The 18,015-nt window shown below is 68.7% G+C and carries 17 protein-coding genes and 2 tRNA genes; 13 read left to right on the top strand and 6 right to left on the bottom strand.

The genetic code is table 11. The annotated features are described in order from the left end of the window. The first annotated feature begins 7 nt into the window (after positions 1-7). A complete protein-coding gene (locus ACTHL4_RS06315; RefSeq protein ID WP_440281894.1) occupies positions 8-4,591 on the top strand; it encodes a GH92 family glycosyl hydrolase in 4,584 nt (1,527 codons plus the stop codon). A 74-nt stretch (positions 4,592-4,665) separates the two neighbouring features. Here ACTHL4_RS06315 and ACTHL4_RS06320 read toward each other — a convergent pair whose 3' ends face one another. Further along, complete coding sequence (locus ACTHL4_RS06320) at positions 4,666-6,345, bottom strand: peptide-N4-asparagine amidase (RefSeq protein WP_440281895.1); 1,680 nt, start codon at positions 6,343-6,345, stop codon at positions 4,666-4,668. A gap of 147 nt (positions 6,346-6,492) precedes the next feature. On the opposite strand from ACTHL4_RS06320, the gene ACTHL4_RS06325 reads away from it, so the two are divergent. Further along, positions 6,493-7,206, top strand: coding sequence for a class I SAM-dependent methyltransferase (locus ACTHL4_RS06325; protein WP_440281896.1), 714 nt, complete (start codon positions 6,493-6,495; stop codon positions 7,204-7,206). A gap of 42 nt (positions 7,207-7,248) precedes the next feature. On the opposite strand, the gene tadA is transcribed toward ACTHL4_RS06325, so the two are convergent. Continuing rightward, a complete protein-coding gene (gene tadA, locus ACTHL4_RS06330) occupies positions 7,249-7,776 on the bottom strand; it encodes a tRNA adenosine(34) deaminase TadA (protein ID WP_440281897.1) in 528 nt (175 codons plus the stop codon). Between tadA and upp the strand changes: the two genes are divergently transcribed. Continuing rightward, positions 7,745-8,383, top strand: coding sequence for a uracil phosphoribosyltransferase (gene upp, locus ACTHL4_RS06335; protein WP_440281898.1), 639 nt, complete (start codon positions 7,745-7,747; stop codon positions 8,381-8,383). The two genes, tadA and upp, sit on opposite strands and share 32 nt — an antisense overlap. 13 nt (positions 8,384-8,396) lie before the next feature. On the opposite strand, the gene ACTHL4_RS06340 is transcribed toward upp, so the two are convergent. Genes ACTHL4_RS06340 through ACTHL4_RS06350 form a run of 3 tightly spaced genes read right to left on the bottom strand, consistent with a single transcriptional unit; the run spans position 8,397 to position 11,224 of the window. Beyond that, complete coding sequence (locus ACTHL4_RS06340; protein WP_440281899.1) at positions 8,397-9,647, bottom strand: MFS transporter; 1,251 nt, start codon at positions 9,645-9,647, stop codon at positions 8,397-8,399. After that, positions 9,644-10,210 carry an ArsR/SmtB family transcription factor gene (locus ACTHL4_RS06345; protein WP_440281900.1) on the bottom strand — a complete coding sequence of 189 codons (567 nt, stop codon included), beginning with the start codon at positions 10,208-10,210 and terminating at the stop codon, positions 9,644-9,646. Before ACTHL4_RS06345 ends, ACTHL4_RS06340 begins: the two co-directional genes overlap by 4 nt. A gap of 57 nt (positions 10,211-10,267) precedes the next feature. Beyond that, positions 10,268-11,224 carry a small ribosomal subunit Rsm22 family protein gene (locus tag ACTHL4_RS06350; protein WP_440281901.1) on the bottom strand — a complete coding sequence of 319 codons (957 nt, stop codon included), beginning with the start codon at positions 11,222-11,224 and terminating at the stop codon, positions 10,268-10,270. A 220-nt stretch (positions 11,225-11,444) separates the two neighbouring features. On the opposite strand from ACTHL4_RS06350, the gene ACTHL4_RS06355 reads away from it, so the two are divergent. From ACTHL4_RS06355 to ACTHL4_RS06390, 8 genes are all read left to right on the top strand, one after another. Continuing rightward, positions 11,445-11,618, top strand: coding sequence for a hypothetical protein (locus tag ACTHL4_RS06355; RefSeq protein ID WP_440281902.1), 174 nt, complete (start codon positions 11,445-11,447; stop codon positions 11,616-11,618). Between the two features lie 9 nt (positions 11,619-11,627). Next, positions 11,628-12,488 (top strand): PH domain-containing protein, encoded by an 861-nt coding sequence (locus ACTHL4_RS06360; RefSeq protein ID WP_440281903.1) that lies wholly within the window; start codon positions 11,628-11,630, stop codon positions 12,486-12,488. Positions 12,489-12,609: 121 nt separating this feature from the next. Further along, positions 12,610-13,185, top strand: coding sequence for a peptide deformylase (def, locus tag ACTHL4_RS06365; RefSeq protein WP_440281904.1), 576 nt, complete (start codon positions 12,610-12,612; stop codon positions 13,183-13,185). A 73-nt stretch (positions 13,186-13,258) separates the two neighbouring features. Next, positions 13,259-14,128 carry an SMP-30/gluconolactonase/LRE family protein gene (locus tag ACTHL4_RS06370; protein WP_440281905.1) on the top strand — a complete coding sequence of 290 codons (870 nt, stop codon included), beginning with the start codon at positions 13,259-13,261 and terminating at the stop codon, positions 14,126-14,128. A 74-nt stretch (positions 14,129-14,202) separates the two neighbouring features. Beyond that, a tRNA-Arg gene (locus ACTHL4_RS06375) sits at positions 14,203-14,275 on the top strand. Positions 14,276-14,359: 84 nt separating this feature from the next. Further along, complete coding sequence (locus ACTHL4_RS06380) at positions 14,360-14,755, top strand: (deoxy)nucleoside triphosphate pyrophosphohydrolase (protein WP_440281906.1); 396 nt, start codon at positions 14,360-14,362, stop codon at positions 14,753-14,755. Positions 14,756-14,805: 50 nt separating this feature from the next. Further along, complete coding sequence (locus tag ACTHL4_RS06385) at positions 14,806-15,717, top strand: glutaminase (protein ID WP_440281907.1); 912 nt, start codon at positions 14,806-14,808, stop codon at positions 15,715-15,717. Positions 15,718-16,025: 308 nt separating this feature from the next. Further along, complete coding sequence (locus tag ACTHL4_RS06390) at positions 16,026-16,721, top strand: hypothetical protein (protein ID WP_440281908.1); 696 nt, start codon at positions 16,026-16,028, stop codon at positions 16,719-16,721. A 136-nt stretch (positions 16,722-16,857) separates the two neighbouring features. Here ACTHL4_RS06390 and ACTHL4_RS06395 read toward each other — a convergent pair. Then, a tRNA-Ser gene (locus ACTHL4_RS06395) sits at positions 16,858-16,944 on the bottom strand. 117 nt (positions 16,945-17,061) lie between these two features. On the opposite strand from ACTHL4_RS06395, the gene ACTHL4_RS06400 reads away from it, so the two are divergent. Further along, positions 17,062-17,436, top strand: a complete 375-nt coding sequence (locus ACTHL4_RS06400) for a YtxH domain-containing protein (RefSeq protein ID WP_440281909.1) — start codon at positions 17,062-17,064, stop codon at positions 17,434-17,436. Between the two features lie 184 nt (positions 17,437-17,620). Continuing rightward, complete coding sequence (locus ACTHL4_RS06405; protein WP_188836899.1) at positions 17,621-17,899, top strand: HU family DNA-binding protein; 279 nt, start codon at positions 17,621-17,623, stop codon at positions 17,897-17,899. Positions 17,900-18,015: the final 116 nt, after the last annotated feature.

Genomic DNA, 18,015 nt, shown 5'->3' on the forward strand with positions numbered 1-18,015 from the left:
AGCCGCCATGCGTTTGCGCACCTGTTTCACCGTCACGGCGACGACCGTCGCCCTCACCTCCACCTATCTGGTCGCACCGCCGCCCGCCCACGCCGCGACCCGAACCGGCGCTCCGTGGTCGAGCTCGTTCGAGTCCGCACAACCGGTGCCGTCCACCTCGAAGCAGTTCGGTCCACTCGTCAACGTCTCCGGCACCGGCGACGAGGGCGTGCCGCTCGCTGCCACCGTTGCCGGCGGACCGACCAGCGGTTTCAACCTGCACAAGGGCACCGGATTCACCGGCACCCACGGGTTGCACTTCTCCGGCGTCAACCGCGGCGCGGGACCGGCCCGGGGAGCCGACTCCCTCTACGGCGACGTCGGTCACCGGATCCGCCCCGGTGACGAGTTGAGCTACAAGGTGTTTCCCGAGCGCGGCAGCAGTTCGTCATACGCCTCGACGTATGTCGCCATCGACCTGATCTTCACCGACGGCAGCAGAATGAGCGCTGCACCGGACGCGACCGACACCGACGGATCACCGATCTCGGCACGCGGTCACGGCCTGCAGAAGGTCCTCTACACCGACCAGTGGAACTCCATCCACATCGATCTGAGTCGGTATGCCGGCAAGACCGTCGACAAGGTCATCGTCGTCTACGACAACCCGGACGACGGTGGCGCAGGTCAGCGGTTCAGTGCCTGGTTCGACGACCTGAGTGTGCAGCGGGCCCCGAAGATCGACCTACGGAACCGCGCGTCGATCGTCGACACCCGCCGGGGCACGCTGTCGTCCGGCGACTTCTCGCGCGGCAACAATCTGCCGGCGACCGCGATGCCGAACGGCTTCAACTTCTTCACCCCGATGACCAACGCGACCAGCTCGAACTGGGAATACAACTACGCCGCGGACAACAACAGCTCCAATCTGCCCTCGTTGCAGGGCATCGGCATCTCACATGAGCCGAGCCCATGGATGGGCGACCGCGACCAGCTGGCCGTCATGCCGTCGGCCGACGCGGTGCCGACCTCGACGCTGAAGGACCGCGCACTCACCTTCGAGCACTCCGACGAGACCGCCCGCCCCGACCTCTACAGCGTGAAGTTCACCAACGGCCTGCGGGCCGAGGTCACACCGAGCGATCACGCAGGTGTCTACCGGTTCAGCTTCCCCGGATCGACCGGATCCGTTCTGCTCGACAAGGTCGGCGGCAACACACAGCTGCAGGTGGCGACGGACGGCACCGTCCGCGGCTGGGTCGACGCCGGCGGTGGCAGCGGCGCCACCCGCATGTTCGTGTATGGCGAATTCGACCGCAAGCCAACGAAATCCGGCGCCGCAACCGGCGATCGATCGAGCACCGCACGCTATGCCTCCTTCGACACCTCGGCGGACAAGACCGTCGAGCTGCGGCTCGCGACCTCCTTCATCTCGCTGGACCAGGCACGGCACAACCTGTCGCTGGAGGTCGCGAAGAAGTCGTTCGCGCAGGTGCAGCGGTCCGCCAACCGGGCCTGGAACGAGCGGCTCGGTGTCATCGACGTCACCGGCGGTGGCCGCACCCAGCTGGAGTCGCTCTACTCCAACCTCTACCGGATGAACCTCTATCCCAACTCGCAGTTCGAGAACACCGGCACCGCCGCCCGGCCGACGTACGAGCACGCCAGCCCGGTGCTGCCGACCCGTGGCGCGGCGACCGACACCGCGACGAACGCACAGGTGAAGCCGGGGAAGATCTACGTCAACAACGGGTTCTGGGACACCTATCGCACCGAATGGCCGGCCTATTCGCTGCTCTACCCGGAGCTGGCCGACGAACTGGTCGACGGTTTCGTGCAGCAATACCGCGAGGGTGGTTGGGTCGCCCGTTGGTCCTCGCCGGGCTACGCCGACCTGATGACCGGCACCAGCAGCGACGCCGCGTTCGCCGAGGCCTACCTGGAGGGCAGCCTCGACACGAAGACGGCGCTGACGGCATACGATGCCGCGCTGAAGAACGCGACCGTGCGATCGACCGACAGCGCCGTCGGCCGCAAGGGCCTGCAGACCAGCCCCTACGCCGGCTACACCTCGACCGAGACCGGCGAGTCGGTCTCCTGGTCGCTGGAGGACTACATCAACGACGCCGCGATCGCCAGGATGGCGACGAAGCTGGCCAACGACCCGAAGACGCCCAGGAGCCGCATCACCCAGCTGCAGAACGACGCCGCCTACCTCACGTCTCGGTCCAAGGACTACGTCAACCTCTTCAACCCCGACACGGGCTTCTTCCAGGGCCGCAACGCGGACGGGTCGTGGCACACGTTCGGCGGCAAGGCCTTCGATCCCACCAGCTGGGGTGACGTCTTCACGGAGACGGACGGATGGAACTTCGCCTTCCACCCGACCTACGACGTTCCCGGCCTGGAAGCCCTCTACGGCGGCAGCAAGGGACTGCTCAAGAAGCTCGACACGTTCTTCGCCACTCCCGAAACCGCTTCCCATCCGGGCGGATACGGTGGCACCATCCACGAGATGCGCGAGGCGGCCGCCGTGCGGATGGGGCAGCTCGGCATGAGCAACCAGCCCTCGCACCACATCCCCTACCTGTATGCCGCCGCGGGCAAGCCCAGCGCGACCCAGGCGAAGGTCCGTGAGATCACCCGCCGGCTGTTCGTCGGCAGCGACATCGGCGAGGGGTACGCCGGCGACGAGGACAACGGCGAGACCAGCTCCTGGTACATCTTCTCCGCCCTCGGCTTCTACCCGATGTCCGTCGGTTCGGGACAGTACGTCATCGGCTCGCCGCTCTTCCGCACCGCGACGATCCACCTGGCCGGCGGCCGGAAGCTGACCATCGACGCGCAGAACAACAGTCCGCAGAACGTCTATGTGCAGTCGATGGCGTTCAACGGCAAGCCAGTCCGGACAGCGACCATCGACACCTCCCTGCTGCAGCACGGTGGCAAGGTCACCTTCCGGATGGGCCCGAAGCCGTCGACTTGGGGCGACTCGACGAGCAAGGGCGTGCCCGCCCAACCGTTGTACGACGCAACGACTGCCGGCTACGGCAGGACGACGTCATCGGACGGCACCGCGACGACAGCGCTGACGGACGACGACTCCCGGACCGAAACGACTTTCACCTCCCGGACTCCGGCCATCACCTGGCGCAGCGGTTCGGGACCGATGACCGTCGACCGCTACACGCTGACGAGCGGAGCCGACGGCGGCACGCCCACGGCGTGGACCCTCGAGGGGTCGACCGACGGCGGCACATCGTGGGTGCAACTGGACAAGCGCACGAACCAGACGTTCCGGTGGCACGACCAGCTCGTGCCCTTCACGATCAGCAAACCCGGTTCGTATGACGCCTACCGGTTGCGCGTGACCGACAGCACCGGCGGCGACCCGACGCTGTCGGAGTTCGAGTTGTCGGCCGATCCCGCTGGCAAGCAAGGGGAGCTGGCGATCTCCCCGGCGGAGGGGCTCCAGGCGACGGTCGGCTCCGAGCTCGCCACGCCGCTCGCAGTGGTCAGTGGGGTGAGCGGCCGTGACGCCGGCACGGTCACCGCGACGGTCGACTTCCACGACGGGAAGGGTCCCCAGCCGGCCACCGTGACCGGGACACCCCTCGGCCGCTTCGCCGTGACGGCGCCGCACCGTTTCGACACCGCGGGTCTGGTGTCGGTCGACGTGTCGGCCACGGTCGGCGGAAAGCACGTGTCCACTCCGGTCGCCGTCCGCGTCAGCCGCGATCAGCTCTTCGACGACACCATGGACAGCACCTGCATCGGGGTGCCCGGATCGGGCGCCGACTGCGACGCGGGCGGGGTCGCCTTCTCCCGGACGTCGTTGGCGGACAACGGGTTCGTGCAGGGCGAGACGGTGAAGGTTCCGGGCACCGCGCTCACCTTCGACATCCCACGACCGGTCGACGGCAACGACAACATCGTCGCCGACGGGCAGACGGTCAGTTTCGACCCGGGCGACGGTGCAACTCAGCTCTCGGTGATCGGCACCGCCACCCAACGGGACCAGAGCACCACCGCCACCATGCACTTCTCGGACGGCTCGTCAGCGCCGCTGACCATCGCCTACGGCGACTGGGTCGGTGCCGCCGGGTCGCCGAAGTTCGGCAACCTCGTCGTCGCGAAGTCGGCCGGTCGGGTGTCGGGAGGCGGCACGGACTCGTTGACCGCTGCCATCTTCGCGACCGCGCCGGTGAAGCTGCCGGCCGGCAAGCAGTTGGTCTCCATCACCCTGCCCAAGGCCGTCGGATCGGCGTCCTCCGACGGGCGCATCCACCTCTTCGCGATCGCGTCCGACGGTGCTCGCTCCTCGTCATACACGCCGATCGCGCTGACCCCGAAGTCGGTTGCCGGGCAACATGCCGGTAGTCCGTTCACCGCCGAACTCGCCACTGCGACAGGCACGTCCGGCTCACCGATCGCGACCGTCAACTGGGGCGACGGGTTCCCGATGGGCACTGCGACGGTGTCCGGGTCCGGATCGCCCTGGTCGATCAGCGGCACGCACTCCTACGCCGAGCCCGGCACCTACACCGTGACCGTCACCGCGGACGACGGGGTGAAGAGCGAGGTGACGACCACTCGGATCACCGTGTCGTGACCACACGTGGTCTCGATACGGGAACTCCCCCGCTTCGCTCCTCCACTCCCTACTCGACCGACGTGACCGACGGGTCAGTGCTGGCGGTCGGTCACGACCTGGCCGTGATCGGTGGCGATCCGGTGCCAGTAGGGCCGTCCGGTGTCATCGGTGCCGACGTAGCTCGTGGTGGAGTGCCCGTCCGACTCGCTGGTGACACCGTTCGTGCGAGCGAGGACGCCGTATGACGTGACGTTCCAGTCCCAGCCCCGCCGGGCGTGCTGCCGGCCGTCACGTACGAAGCTCGACACGCGCTGCGTCATGTCGACCGTGCCGTGGAGTGAGAAGTTCTGGTCGTCGACGTAGTCGGCGGCGGAGAAGTCGACGGTGATCGGGTAGGACTCGCGCAGTGACTCATCGCGCACGACCCGGTGCCCGACCCGGGAGACGGACCGGGTGGTCATCGCATCGGACTGGGTCACATGCTGCACCATCCCGGCGTCGCCCACGCTGCCCGAGTTCTTCCAGTCACGAGTGGTTTTCACCGTCGTGACGACGCGGCCGGCGGAGGTGTCGACATACCCACTGATGACGTCGGAGCGTCGCGCGGCCTCGGCATACTGCACCGTGCCGTCGACCGGGTCGCCGGCGCTCGTGTGAGAGGTCGGTGCCGCGGCGACGGTGTCCTGGGTGAGTGCGCCGGAGGTCTGCGCGCGGTGGTGATCGGTCCACACGAAGAGCGCGGCCCGGACGTTCCAGGTGTCACCGATCGGGTTCATGGCCCAGGAGATCGAGTGAGTGCCGCCGTCGACCAAACGTCCCGCGAACGGCGTCAGGTCAAGGGACTCGGTGCGCATGTCGAGCGTGTCGATCGCCACGACCGGGCGCCACAACGTCGGCACGATGCCGCCGGAGTAGATGTGCGGGAAGGTCCCGACCGCGCCGGCCGGGGTGCCGTCGACGGACACCGTCGCCTCCCGGTAGGCGCCCGCCGCGCACAGACCGTCGCCGGGGAACTTCGCCGCGACCTCGTCGGGCACCGCGGTGAACCACTGTTCGTCGCAGCCGTTGCCCTTCAAGGTCGTCTCCAGTCGCGCGCGAGTGATGTTGCGCGGTAGGCCGGACAGCGTGGCCGAGGCGGTGCGGTGCGACGGCGACAGGTCCGCGACCGGGACACCGACGACCTTGTCCGGCACCTCCGGTGCCGGGTGCTTGTGGTCGGCCAGGTAGAAGGTGATCGTCACCGTCTGGTCGTAGTTGCCGGTGTAGACGTCGGACATGTAGTTGGTGTAGCCACCGGAGAACGGCTGCGACGACCGGAACAACGAGCTGAACTCGGTGATGTCCTTGGCGAACGAGAACGTCGTCGGCCGAGCACCGTTCGGCTCCTGGGTGGTGCCGAACCACACCGGCACGCCGCCGATCTCGAGCTCGCCGGAGCGGTCGTACTGCCGGCCGGTCACGGATGTGGTCGCATCGAGCACGACCTTCGACCACGGTCCCCGGCACTTGTCCGGCACCTGCAGGGTCCCGGAGTAGTGCTGTGGCGACAGGTCCGCCGCATTGGACATGAAGTGGTCGGCGAGCGTCACCGTGCAATGGGTGGTGTCGGGCCGGGACACTCCGGGCTGGGCCGACACCGTGTCCCCGCCGGACGACTCGATCACTCCACTGGCCGCAGCCGGACCAGTCGCCGCACTCGCACCGGCAGAGCCGGCCAGCGCCATACCCACGGACAGGACGGAAACCCCGACGACACTCAGCAGACGACGCACCACAACTCCTCACAGCTGGAACAGGACCACTGCACGACGCTAGTCGTGTGGCGACCCCGGTGGGTCTTTGGCGAACGCCCACTGCCGACCGGCAACGACGCCGAGGTGCGCTGGCTGACCGGATCGACACGACCTAGATTGGGCGGTATGACGAGCCAGCCCGACAGCGAGCAGCGGTCCGAGGCACCGGACCCGGCGGCCTACAGCGACAGCCAGGTCGCGGCGGCATACAACGCGGTGGCCAGCGAATACGCCGACGCCATGCGCGACGAGCTCGCCGGCAAGCCGCTGGACCGGGCACTGCTGGCGGCGGTCGTGGAGATGTGCGACGGAGGCCGGATCGCCGACATCGGCTGCGGCCCCGGGCACATCACCCGCCATCTCGCGTCGCTGGGCGCCGAACCACTGGGCATCGACATCTCTCCGGCGATGATCGACATCGCGCGCACCGACAACCCCACGGCCGAATTTCGCGTGGAGTCGATGACCGACCTGACCGAGCCGGACCAGAGCCTGGCCGGCGTGGTGATGTTCTACGCGATCATCAACCTCAGCCCCACCGAGCGGGCACGGACCTTCGCGCAGGTCTTCCGCACGTTGCGTCCCGGCGGGATCGCGTTGGTGTCGTTCCACATTCGCAGCGAAGAGTTCGCCGCCGGCCAGACCCAACACCTGCAGACGTGGTTCGGGCACAGCGTGGACATCACCGGACACTTCCTCGAACCGGACCAGGTCATCGACGAGATCGCCGATGCCGGCCTCGACATCGTGTCGGTCACCACCCGCCTGCCGCACCCGGGGGTGGAGATCCCCACCGAACGCGCCTACGTGCTCGCCCAGCGCCCCGCCAACCCGGACTGAGCGACATTCCGGCAGGTCATCGGCCGGAGCCGCTGCCGCGCCTCACACCTGCTGCGGCCGGCGACGCCGGGCGCGGAAGAACGTCGTGAGCAGCTGCGTGCATTCCTGCTCCCGTATGCCGCCCACCGCATCCACCTTGTGCGGGCTGGTGTTGTCCGCGATGACGTCCCAGGCGCTGCCGCACGCGCCGGCTTTCGGGTCCCACGCGCCGAACACGATGTGTGCGATGCGTGACTGCATGATCGCTCCGGCACACATCAGGCACGGTTCGAGGGTCACGACCATCGTGCAGTCGTCCAGCCGGTAGTGACCGAACGTCTCGGCCGCCGAGCGGATCGCGACGATCTCTGCGTGCGCCAGCGGATCACTGTCGGCGACCCGGCGATTCGGGGCGGCGCCGACCACTGCGCCGTCGGCATCCAGCACCACCGCCCCGACCGGGACGTCGTCGGTGGCGAGCGCCATACCGGCCTGCTCGAGAGCGAGCGACATCCAACGGTCATGAGCATCCGGCGTGAGCACGACTAGAGTTTGCGCCATGCGTGTCGAGCTGGCCAAGCACCCCCTCATCGCCCACAAGCTGACCTATCTGCGCGACAAGCGCACCGACAGTCCCACCTTCCGGCGTCTCGCCGAGGAACTGGTCACGCTGCTGGCGTACGAGGCGACACGCGACGTCCGTGTCGAGCCGTTCGACATCGAGACCCCGGTGAGCGCCACCACCGGCATCAAACTCTCGTCGCCGAAACCGCTGGTGGTGCCGATCCTGCGCGCCGGACTCGGCATGCTCGAGGGCATGGTGCGACTGCTGCCCAGTGCGGAGGTCGGGTTTCTCGGCATGCAGCGCAACGAGGAGACCCTCGAGGCCATCACCTACGCCAACCGGCTGCCGGACGACCTGTCGGGCCGCCAGTGCTATGTCCTGGACCCGATGCTCGCGACCGGCGGCACGCTGGCGATGGCGATCCGCTACCTCGCCGAGCGCGGCGCCGACGACATCACCGCCGTCACCCTCCTGTCGGCCCCGGAAGGCATCCAGGCCGTCGAGGAGCAGTTGGCCGACCTGCACATCCCGGTCACCCTGGTCACCGGAGCAATCGACGAGCGGCTCAACGAGCACGGCTACATCGTGCCGGGCCTGGGCGACGCCGGCGACCGGCTCTACGGCGTGGTCTGACTCCGCGGCGGCACTAGGCCGCTTTGACGATGTCCGGCTCCTCACCGGCAACACGGCCGAGCCGGCGGATCGACGGCACCAGCAGCGTGGTCAGCACGATCGCGACATATACACAACCGGATGTGACCAGCAGGGTTTCGACGTCCACGTTGCTCGCCAGCCACCCGAAGCTCAGGCTGCCGATCGGTATGGCGACGAACGACCCCAGCATGTCGTAGCTCGAGACCCTCGAGAGCACCTCCGATGGGATGCGCTCCATCATCGCGACCGTCCATCCCGTGCTGAAGACCTGCGTGCCCATGCCGCTGATGAATGCGACTGCCATCATCGGCAGGGTCGACGGGTGAATTCCCAGCATCAGCAACGGTATGGCGAAGCACGACATGCCGGCCATCCCGGCACGCAGCGGGTGCAGCAGCTTCCAGCGCAGCAGGACCACCGACATGACCAGCATGCCGACCGCCTCGGACCCGACGACCAGGCCCCAGCCGCGGATGCCGAGTGCCGGGTCGTTCTTGGCGATCACCGGTCCGACGACGACCCAGGCGCCAATGTGTATGGCGTTCAGCACGCCGAAGGCTGCGACGATGACCCACAGCCACGTCCGGGAGGTGAATTCGCCCCAACCGTGCCGCAACTCGACGAGGATCGACGTCCGTGCGGTGCGCTTGGCCGCCGGTAGGGCGACCTTGGCGAGCATCGCGGCAGCGACCAGGAAGGTGACACCGTCGACGGCCAGCGCCAGCGCGGAGCCGGCTGTCACCACGAGCATGGTGCCGAGGACCGGACCGATGAAGGTCGCCCCGTTGCGAACGAAGGACATCAGTGAATCCGCCTGCTGCAGCTGATGCTTCGGCACCAATTGTGGGATCAGACCCTGCTGCGCCGGCATGGAGAACGCGCTCACGCCACCCGCCAGGGCGGCCAGCACGATCATCGAGCCGACGGATGCCCAGCCCTGCTCGAGAGAGGCGGCCATGGTCAGTTGGATCACGGCCATCGCGAGGTAACAGGCCTGCATGACGGCACGGCGCGGCAGCCGGTCTGCGACGACACCGCCGAAGAGCAGACACAGCACGTTGGCCGTCAGCTGCGCTGCCAGCACGATGCCCAGCGACTCCGAGGAGTTGTCGATGTGCAGGACCGCGAAGGCGACGGTCACCGGCGTCATCATGCTGCCGACGATGTTGACCGAGCGGGACAGGAAGAACCAGCGGAAGTCCTTGCCCTGCAATACTTCCGGCGGGCGCGGCCGACCGCTCATCGTTCACCGTCCGCGTCGTCGCGCTCATCGCGCATCCGGAAGAGTTCGGCCTGGAAGTTGACGTGGACGGAGCCCGCTGCGTGCGGTGGCAGCGCCTCTTCGTGCACCAGTCGCGAGGCTTCCTTCACCAGTTGCATCGTCGTGCGCCAGGTCTCCGGCGTGAGCCAGACTTCGGCATCCGCGCTGAGGGCTTGGCCATTCACCCGTTGGGCCGACCTGCGCACGAGTTCCTGGTGCAGCACGTCGATGTAGAGCCGCCATTCGTCGTGATCCGCCGATCTCGCCGGCCGGGACGCCTCGGTGCTCCTGCCGGTCTGCTCCGAATAGCGGTACCGGTACTTCTTCGCCTGGCCACCACGCACCGACTCCGTCGCCGCCACCTCGACCTGGCCTGCCTTCGCCAACGTACGCAGGTGATAGCTGGCATTGGCCTGGGTGATGTCCAGCTCGCGTGCGAGCTCGGCGGCACTCATCGCCGCGCCGGTCAGCAGGGACATCATCCGCAGGCGCACCGGATGCGCCGACGCGCGCAGCTCGGTGAGCGCCTCATCCTCCACAGACATGTTTGGCAGTATGGCGCGCCGAACGCCGACCGTCAAAGAGTTATTTGACGGTGCCGCTCAGCCGTCGCTCCAGGTGTCGCCCCACCGCACGTCCCGTGCCTCCTTGTATGCCGCCCCCTGCCGTTTCGTCACCACGTCACGGCTCGCGGTGCCGTCCGGTCGACACAGCTGCAGTTCGACCAGCCCCTTGCGTTTCAGCGGGTGCCGCAGGATCCGGGCGTCGCCCGTCGGCGGCCCGTCCGGCACCGCCACGACATACGAGAACTTCTCGTCCTCGTGACCCAGCTCGCCGCGTTTGAGCTGCCGGTGCGTCGCGGAACGCTCGACCCGGGCGCTGAAGTGGCACCAATCGGGCGGCCGCACCGGGCAGGCGTCCTGGTGCGGACACGGCGCGATCACCTGCCAGCCGGCGTCGAGAAGCACCCGCCGCGCCTGCAGGACGCGCTGATGACCGGACGGCGTCCCGGGTTCGATCACCGCGACAGCGCGTCCGGCCGCAGCCAGCGCTGCGGCCAGTAGCACCTCCTGGTCCGGCGCCGACAGCTCGGACAGGACGTAGGACACGGTCACCAGATCGGCCGCCGGCACCGCCGCACCGGCCCGCCAGCGCACGAAGTCGACCGTGCCGGACTCGTCCGCCCGCAACTGCCGGCCGAGCTGCAACGCCTCGGCGACCTGGTCGAGCACGGTGATCCGCGCCGCCGGCCAGGTCTCGCGCGCTGCCCACGCCGCGGCGCCGGTGCCGCCGCCGAGGTCGACGACGGTCGCGATCCCCGGCAGCCGGAAGGCGCTCTGCCGGAACATCGCGGAGCATGCCGCGAGCGTGGCCGGCATGCGGTAGAGCGCGTAGGCCAGCACGTCCGTGGCGCCGGCCAGGATGGGGGTCGCGGCCGCACCCCCCTCGCGATACCGACCGATCAGCCGGTCGACGGAGGCGGCCAGCGGACCGCGCGGCACGCCGGCGGCGGCCGCATCGAGCGCGTCGCGCAGCCGCAGGTCGGCAGCACGTGACAAGGCGGAGATGGTGGGACCTCACGGGGGGCAGAAGGGTTGCGGAACGGCCGACATCGTAGTCACCGCGCCGGCGGCGAGCGCGGTGACGTGCTGCGGCCGACGGCGCCGTACGACACTCCCGGCGCCCGGCAAACCGAGTCACAGGCGTCACATCTGCCACAATCAGTCTCAGACCCGTGCGCCCACCGCGCGCCCCACACTCACGAGAGCCGGAGGAATCATGGCCCTGGACAAGGTCCGCAAGGTCGTGATCTGGCTGGTCGTCGCGTTCATCGCCTACGCGATCTTCACCTCGCCCGGCCGGTCGGCGGACATCGTGCACAACGTCTGGTCGATCATTACCAACGGCGCCGACCAGATCGGCACGTTCTTCGACAAGATCCTCAACGGCTAGCCCGGCGCCATGGATCACGTCGATCCACGCGCCGAGTCGGCGATGGCGCGCTTCCTGCTCGACGACGAGACGCTGGTCGTCGCCCAACGGCAGCACTGGGCGTCGGTCGCGCCGCCGGTCGCCATGGCGGTGGCCGGCTTCTTCCTGGCCCTCATCGCCGGGTTCTCCGCGCCGGCCCGACTGGGCGCACTGACCGATTTCGCCTGGAAACTCTGGTTCCTCCTGCTGGCGTATGCCGTCATCCGGCTGGTGATCTGGCGGCTCGACTGGTTCGTCGCCACCGACAAGCGCCTGCTGATGATGTATGGCGTGCTCAAGCGCCGCGTCGCGATGATGCCGCTGGCGAAAGTGACCGACATGTCCTTCAACCGGACCCTGCTCGGTCAGCTGTTCGGCTACGGGCAGTTCGTGCTGGAGAGCGCCGGGCGCGAGCAGGCACTGCGGCGCATCGACTTCATCCGGGACGCCGAGGGCACCTACCTGGCCATCGTCGGCGAGATCTTCGGGGAGGACGACCCGGAGGCGGCCGCGACGTATGACGCCCAGGACGACACCGACCCGTTCCTGCACCTGCAACTCGCCGGTGCGCGCTCCCCGGGCCGCCGGCAGCACAGCGACGACCCGCGGCACGAGCCGACATACGACCCGACATACGACCCGGCATACGACCCGACCGACGTGCCGATCCGGCCCATCGGCACCTACCTGCCGCGGCCCGAGCGACCGCGCCGCAGTGGTTTGCGCGAGCGCATTCTGCGGCGCGCCAAGGACGATCGGCCGGCGGCCTTCGGCCACGAGGGCGACACCGGCTGGGCGGACCAGGATCCGCCGGCCGGACGTCGTCGCGCGCGCGACCTCGGCGACGACTGACATCGACCGACGACTTCTGATGCCGGGGCGGCGCACGGCCCGGTCCGCCGGATAATCTTCGGGTTCGAGTCAGTACGCGGTGGAGCGCCGCACTCGGGAGCACGAGCTGGAGTTGAGGTTCATGGCAGTCCGTCCGATTACCGTCATCGGGCACAAGGCGTTGCACCAGCCGACCAAGAAGGTCAAGGAGATCACGCCGGAGATCCGCACCCTCGTGCAGGACATGTTCGACACGCTGGACGCCGCCCACGGCGCCGGCCTGGCCGCGAACCAGGTGGGCGTGCGCCTGCGCATCTTCGTCTACGACTGCGCCGACGAGTCCGAGGTGGCGCAACGCGGCGTCGTGATCAACCCCGTCCTGGAGAAGGGCACCGTCCCGCCGGGCGACCCGTCGCCGGACGACGGCGCCGAGGGGTGTCTCTCGGTGCCGGGTGAGTGGTTCCCCACCGCTCGGGCCCACTGGGCCAGGGTCACCGGCACGGACCTGGACGGCCACGAGGTCGTCATCGAGGCCACCGGAGGCACGCTGGCCCGGTGCCTGCAGCACGAGACCGACCATCTGGACGGCAAGCTGTATGTCGAGCGGCTGACCCCGACATACCGCGGCAAGGCCCGTGAGGCGATGAAGGCCCGCGGCTGGGAGGCCGCCCACATCACCAAGTGGGACCCGCAGACCCAGGAAGCCGACAAGGTGTGACGCCTCGCTGATCGAGTAGCGGCGAGGAACGAGCCGCGTATCGAGATCAAGAGGCCGCGCATAGGCTGGCACCATGCGCGCCGAACCGATCGCCAAGCCCCACGCCTTCCACGCCGAAGGGCCGGTCTGGTGGCCCGAGTGGTCCCTCGAGGGGCCGGGTGAGTTGCGGTATGTCGACATGATGGCCGGCGACGTGCTGATCGCCCGCGGGGAGGACGTCGAACGCATCCACGTCGGCACGGTGGCCGCGGCGATGCGGCCGCGCGGTGCCGGCGGCGCATTGATCGCGGTCGAGCGCGGTTTCGCGCTGGCCTCCCGCAACGACCTGTCGGACCTGCAGGTGATGCAGCCGATCTGGGACGACCCGTCGGTGCGGTTCAACGACGGCGGCTGCGACCCGATGGGCAACTTCTACTGCGGCACCATGGCCTACGACCAGCACAAGGGCGGCGCCTCGCTCTACCTGCTGACCACCGAGGGTATGGCGTCACCGGTCCTCGACGACCTGACGATCGCCAACGGGATCGGCTGGTCACCGGACGGCTCCACGACATACTTCAACGACACCCCGACGCGGACCATCTGGGCGTTCGACTGGGACCCGGAGACCGGCCTGACCGAACGCCGCCCGTGGGTCACCCTCCCCGATGACGTCGAGGGCAACCCCGACGGCCTCTGGGTCGACCAGGAGGGCGGCGTGTGGGTCGCCCTGTATGGCGGTTCGGCCGTGCACCGCTACGTCCGGCGCGAGCTCAGCGAGGTGGTCGAGGTGCCCGGCGTCACCAACGTCACGGCCTGCACCTTCGGCGGGGAGGCCCTGCAAACGCTCTACATCACCACGACCCGGGAGAACGTCCCGGACGGTGAACAACCACTCGCCGGAGCGGTGTTCGCCGTCGAGCCAGGCGTCGGCGGTATGCCGGTGCTGCCGTTCGGCGCCTGAGCGGCAGCCGATTTAGCACCTGGGCATCCGCTCGGGTAGAGTGTCTCAGCGTTGCGCGGGTGACTGCGCGGCACGCACCCGTAGCTCAACGGATAGAGCATCTGACTACGGATCAGAAGGTTTGGGGTTCGAATCCCTACGGGTGCACGTACTGAGTTGAGACAGTGCACGAGCCCTGGTGGAGCGGAGACGCTCCCCAGGGCTTTCTCGTGGATCCAGGGAGGCGGCCCAGTGACCCAGCGGATCGATGTCGTCGGCGCAGTGCTGGTGCGTGCCGGCCTGGTCCTGGCCGCACGACGCGGCCCGGCAATGGCGCAGGCCGGCCTGTGGGAGTTCCCGGGCGGCAAGATCGAGCCGGGCGAGTCACCGCGGGAGGCACTCCGACGCGAACTGCGCGAAGAGCTGCACTGCGACGTCGATGTCGGCGAGCTCGTCGAAACCACCTCGCACCGTTACAGCTTCGGCATCGTCCGGTTGACGACGTTCTTCGCGACCCTGCGATCCGGCGAACCCGCGGCCACGGAGCACGCCGAGCTGCGGTGGCTTCCGGCGACCGACCTGCCCGGCCTCGACTGGGCACCGGCGGACGTGCCGGCCGTCGAGCGCGTCATCCGAACGCTGGGATAGGCGACCGCCTCGGTTGTCACTCCGACCCGGCTGTGCCGCACAGTGGACCCATGGACATGGACCAACTGATCGCCCGGGTCGTCCGTGCGGTCGAGCCACAGATCGGCACCGGCTCGGTCGCCGACTACATCCCGGCACTCGCCGCGGTGGACCCGCGTCAGTTCGGTATGGCGGTGGCACTCCCGGACGGCTCCTGTCATGGGGCCGGAGACTGGACGAAACCCTTTTCGTTGCAGAGCATCTCCAAGCTCTTCACCCTCGCCCTGGCACTCTCGGAGAACGACGAGGACATCTGGTGGCGGGTCGGGCGTGAGCCATCGGGCAATGCGTTCAACTCGTTGGTCCAACTGGAGTACGAGAACGGCATCCCACGCAACCCGTTCATCAACGCGGGCGCGCTGGTGGTCACCGACCACCTGGCCGGCGTCGTCGGGGACGCCGCCGAGGCGGTGCTGGAGTTCCTCCGCACCGAATCCGGCAACCCCGACATCCACTGCGACCAAGAGGTGGCCGCGTCGGAGGCCGCACACGGCGACCGCAATCTGGCGTTGACGCACTTCCTGGCGTCATACGGCAACATCCGTGGCGACGTGCACACGATCGTGGATCAGTACGTCCGGCAGTGCTCGATCGCGATCAACTGCCGCGACCTCGCCCTGGCCGGCCTCTTCCTGGCCCGGCACGGACTGTTGCGTGACGGCTCCCGGCTGCTGTCCCCCGGTCGCACCAAACGCATCAACGCCGTCATGCTGACCTGCGGAACGTATGACGCCGCAGGCGAATTCGCCTACCGCGTCGGCATACCCGGCAAGAGCGGCGTCGGCGGCGGCATACTCGCCGTCGTGCCCGGCCGCTGCTCGGTCGCGGTCTGGGGCCCCGGGCTGGACCGGCGCGGCAACTCGGTCGCCGGTGTCGCGGCGCTGGACCGCTTCACCGAACTCACCGACTGGTCCGTGTTCTGACCGGCTGCGACGGCCGCTTTCGCCCGCCACGGACCAACTGTCACTACGCTGAGCCGGCCCTGAGCGCCGCTCGGGCATCGTCAGTGCGAACACACAAGGGGGCCGACGGTATGTCGGGACGTGGAATCAGGGGCACCACCCGAGCTGCGGCGACGGCGGTGGCGACACTGCTCGGAATATTGCTGATATTCGCCATGGCGGGACCGGCGACTGCTCAACCGTCGGGTTCGGGCACAGCTCCCGTCTCGGCAGCCGCCATCCCTGTCACGGCGATCGCGCCGACCGGCAGAACCATCGGCTGTGGCGGCATGGACAACCTCTTCACCATCCCGCGGGTGACCGGTGTGCAGTACCTCGTCAACGATGAGGTCCTGACGCCGAGCGACTACCTGGTGTCGGATTACAGCAGCGACGGCACCGTGCAGGTGAGCGCCCGGGCGCTCGCGGGCTACGTGCTGACGGGTCGCAGCTCGTGGACAGTTGTCGTTGCGGCGCCGACCTGCACGCCGCCCGCAGTGACCCCGCACTGCCGCAGCTTCACGGTGACGAACAAGGCGTCATACGCCATCGGCTTCTCATGGCGGGCGCACGGCTCGACAACGGAGGACGGCTACTACTCGGCTCTGGCTCCCGGCGCCACGAGAACAGTCACGACGAGGCGCTCCCAGGTCGACTACTTCTACGCGCCCGCGGACGACGGCATGCAGTTCAGCATCGGGCAGGTCACCGTGCCGCAGAACTGCGCGGCGCCGTCGCCCAGCGCCACACCGACCAGCACGGGCCCGGCCACGCCGCGTCCGACGCAGCCTTCCGCCACCACAATGCCCGCCACGACAGCGGCCACGACATCCTCGGCCACCGCGAAGGTCACCGGACCGGCCATCGTCACCGACGGCGGATCGACCGGAGGGGACCTGAACGGCCTGCTCCTCACCGGAGCGCTCGGCTGCGCCGTGGGTGCCGCGCTCGCCGGCGTCGGCCTGTGGCGGCGACTGACACACTGACGCGCCGGACCGACCGGCGCCTCACGTCACGCTTCGGTCATACAGAACGCGTGCAATACCGCGCGTTCTGTATGACGTTCCCCGTTCGCGGGGGGCGTGGGAACCGTCGGCCCTCAGTGGGCGCTGACGCGACGAGCGGAGGGCGTGGGATTCGAACCCACGATGCGCGTGAACGCATAGCGGTTTTCAAGACCGCCGCACTAGGCCACTATGCGAGCCCTCCTCGCCCGCGTGGCCGAGCCCCGCGAGCGCGCACCATCCTAGGGGACGCATCCCGAGCACGCCGCGAGCGCCATACAGCGGCAGGTAGGGTCGGACGGAATCGACGAAAGGAACCTCGATGGGCAAGCTGGCATTCGTCGTCGGCATCGCTGCGGGCTACGTGCTCGGCGCACGCGCCGGCCGCGACCGCTACGAGCAGATCAAGCAGGTCAGCGGCCGCGCCTGGAACCACCCTGCCGTGGTGGAGCAGCGGGCGAAGACCACCGAACAGATCAAGCAGCGCGGCCCGGAAGTCGCCGCGGCCGCAGGGCAGGCCGCCATCAAGGGCGTCGGCCAAGCCGCGAAAAGCGCTGCCACTGCAGGCTTTCACGCCGCCCTGGGCCAACGGCAGGGCCCGGTGGTGGGTGGCAGTCTCGCCGAACCCGCCAACTCGACGACCGCCGCCGACCCGTCGACCTCCTCCGTCACCGAGACCACCGGGACGACGCGCTGACGGGGTGTCGTGGACCTCGTCGCACTCTGCGTCTAACGTGGTGCGCGGGCCACACCCTTGCAATGGCGCGGAATATCCGACCTGTCGCAGGTGCTGACTCAACGGACCGCCGACCCTCGGCGGACTAGCCACGTTCGACGGATCGGCCCACACCGGTCCCCGAGACAAGGAACAGGACCCATTCATGAACCGCACTGACCTTGCCAGCACCATCGCTCAGCGCACCGGTGTGAGCGTCAAGGACGCCAACGCCGTCATCGGCGGCTTCAACGACGTCATCCTCGAGGCGATCGGCCGTGGCGAGAAGGTCCAGCTGCCGGGCCTGCTCACCATCGAGCGCGTCGACCGCGCGGCCCGCACCGGCCGCAACCCGCGCACGCGCGAGGAGATCCAGATCCCGGCGTCCAAGGCCGCCAAGGTGACCGTCGGCTCGAAGCTGAAGGCTGCCGCCAAGGGCGAGTGACCCACTCCCCTCAGCAACACTTCAAGGGGCTCGGCGCCCCGTAGGTGGCCCAGCCCCATGGGGTATGCCGCGCCGCCGACACAGCGGGCCCGCGGCCCCGGCAGGGGCGCACGGGC

The organism is Flexivirga sp. (assembly GCF_051955415.1).
Lineage (GTDB): Bacteria > Actinomycetota > Actinomycetes > Actinomycetales > Dermatophilaceae > Flexivirga.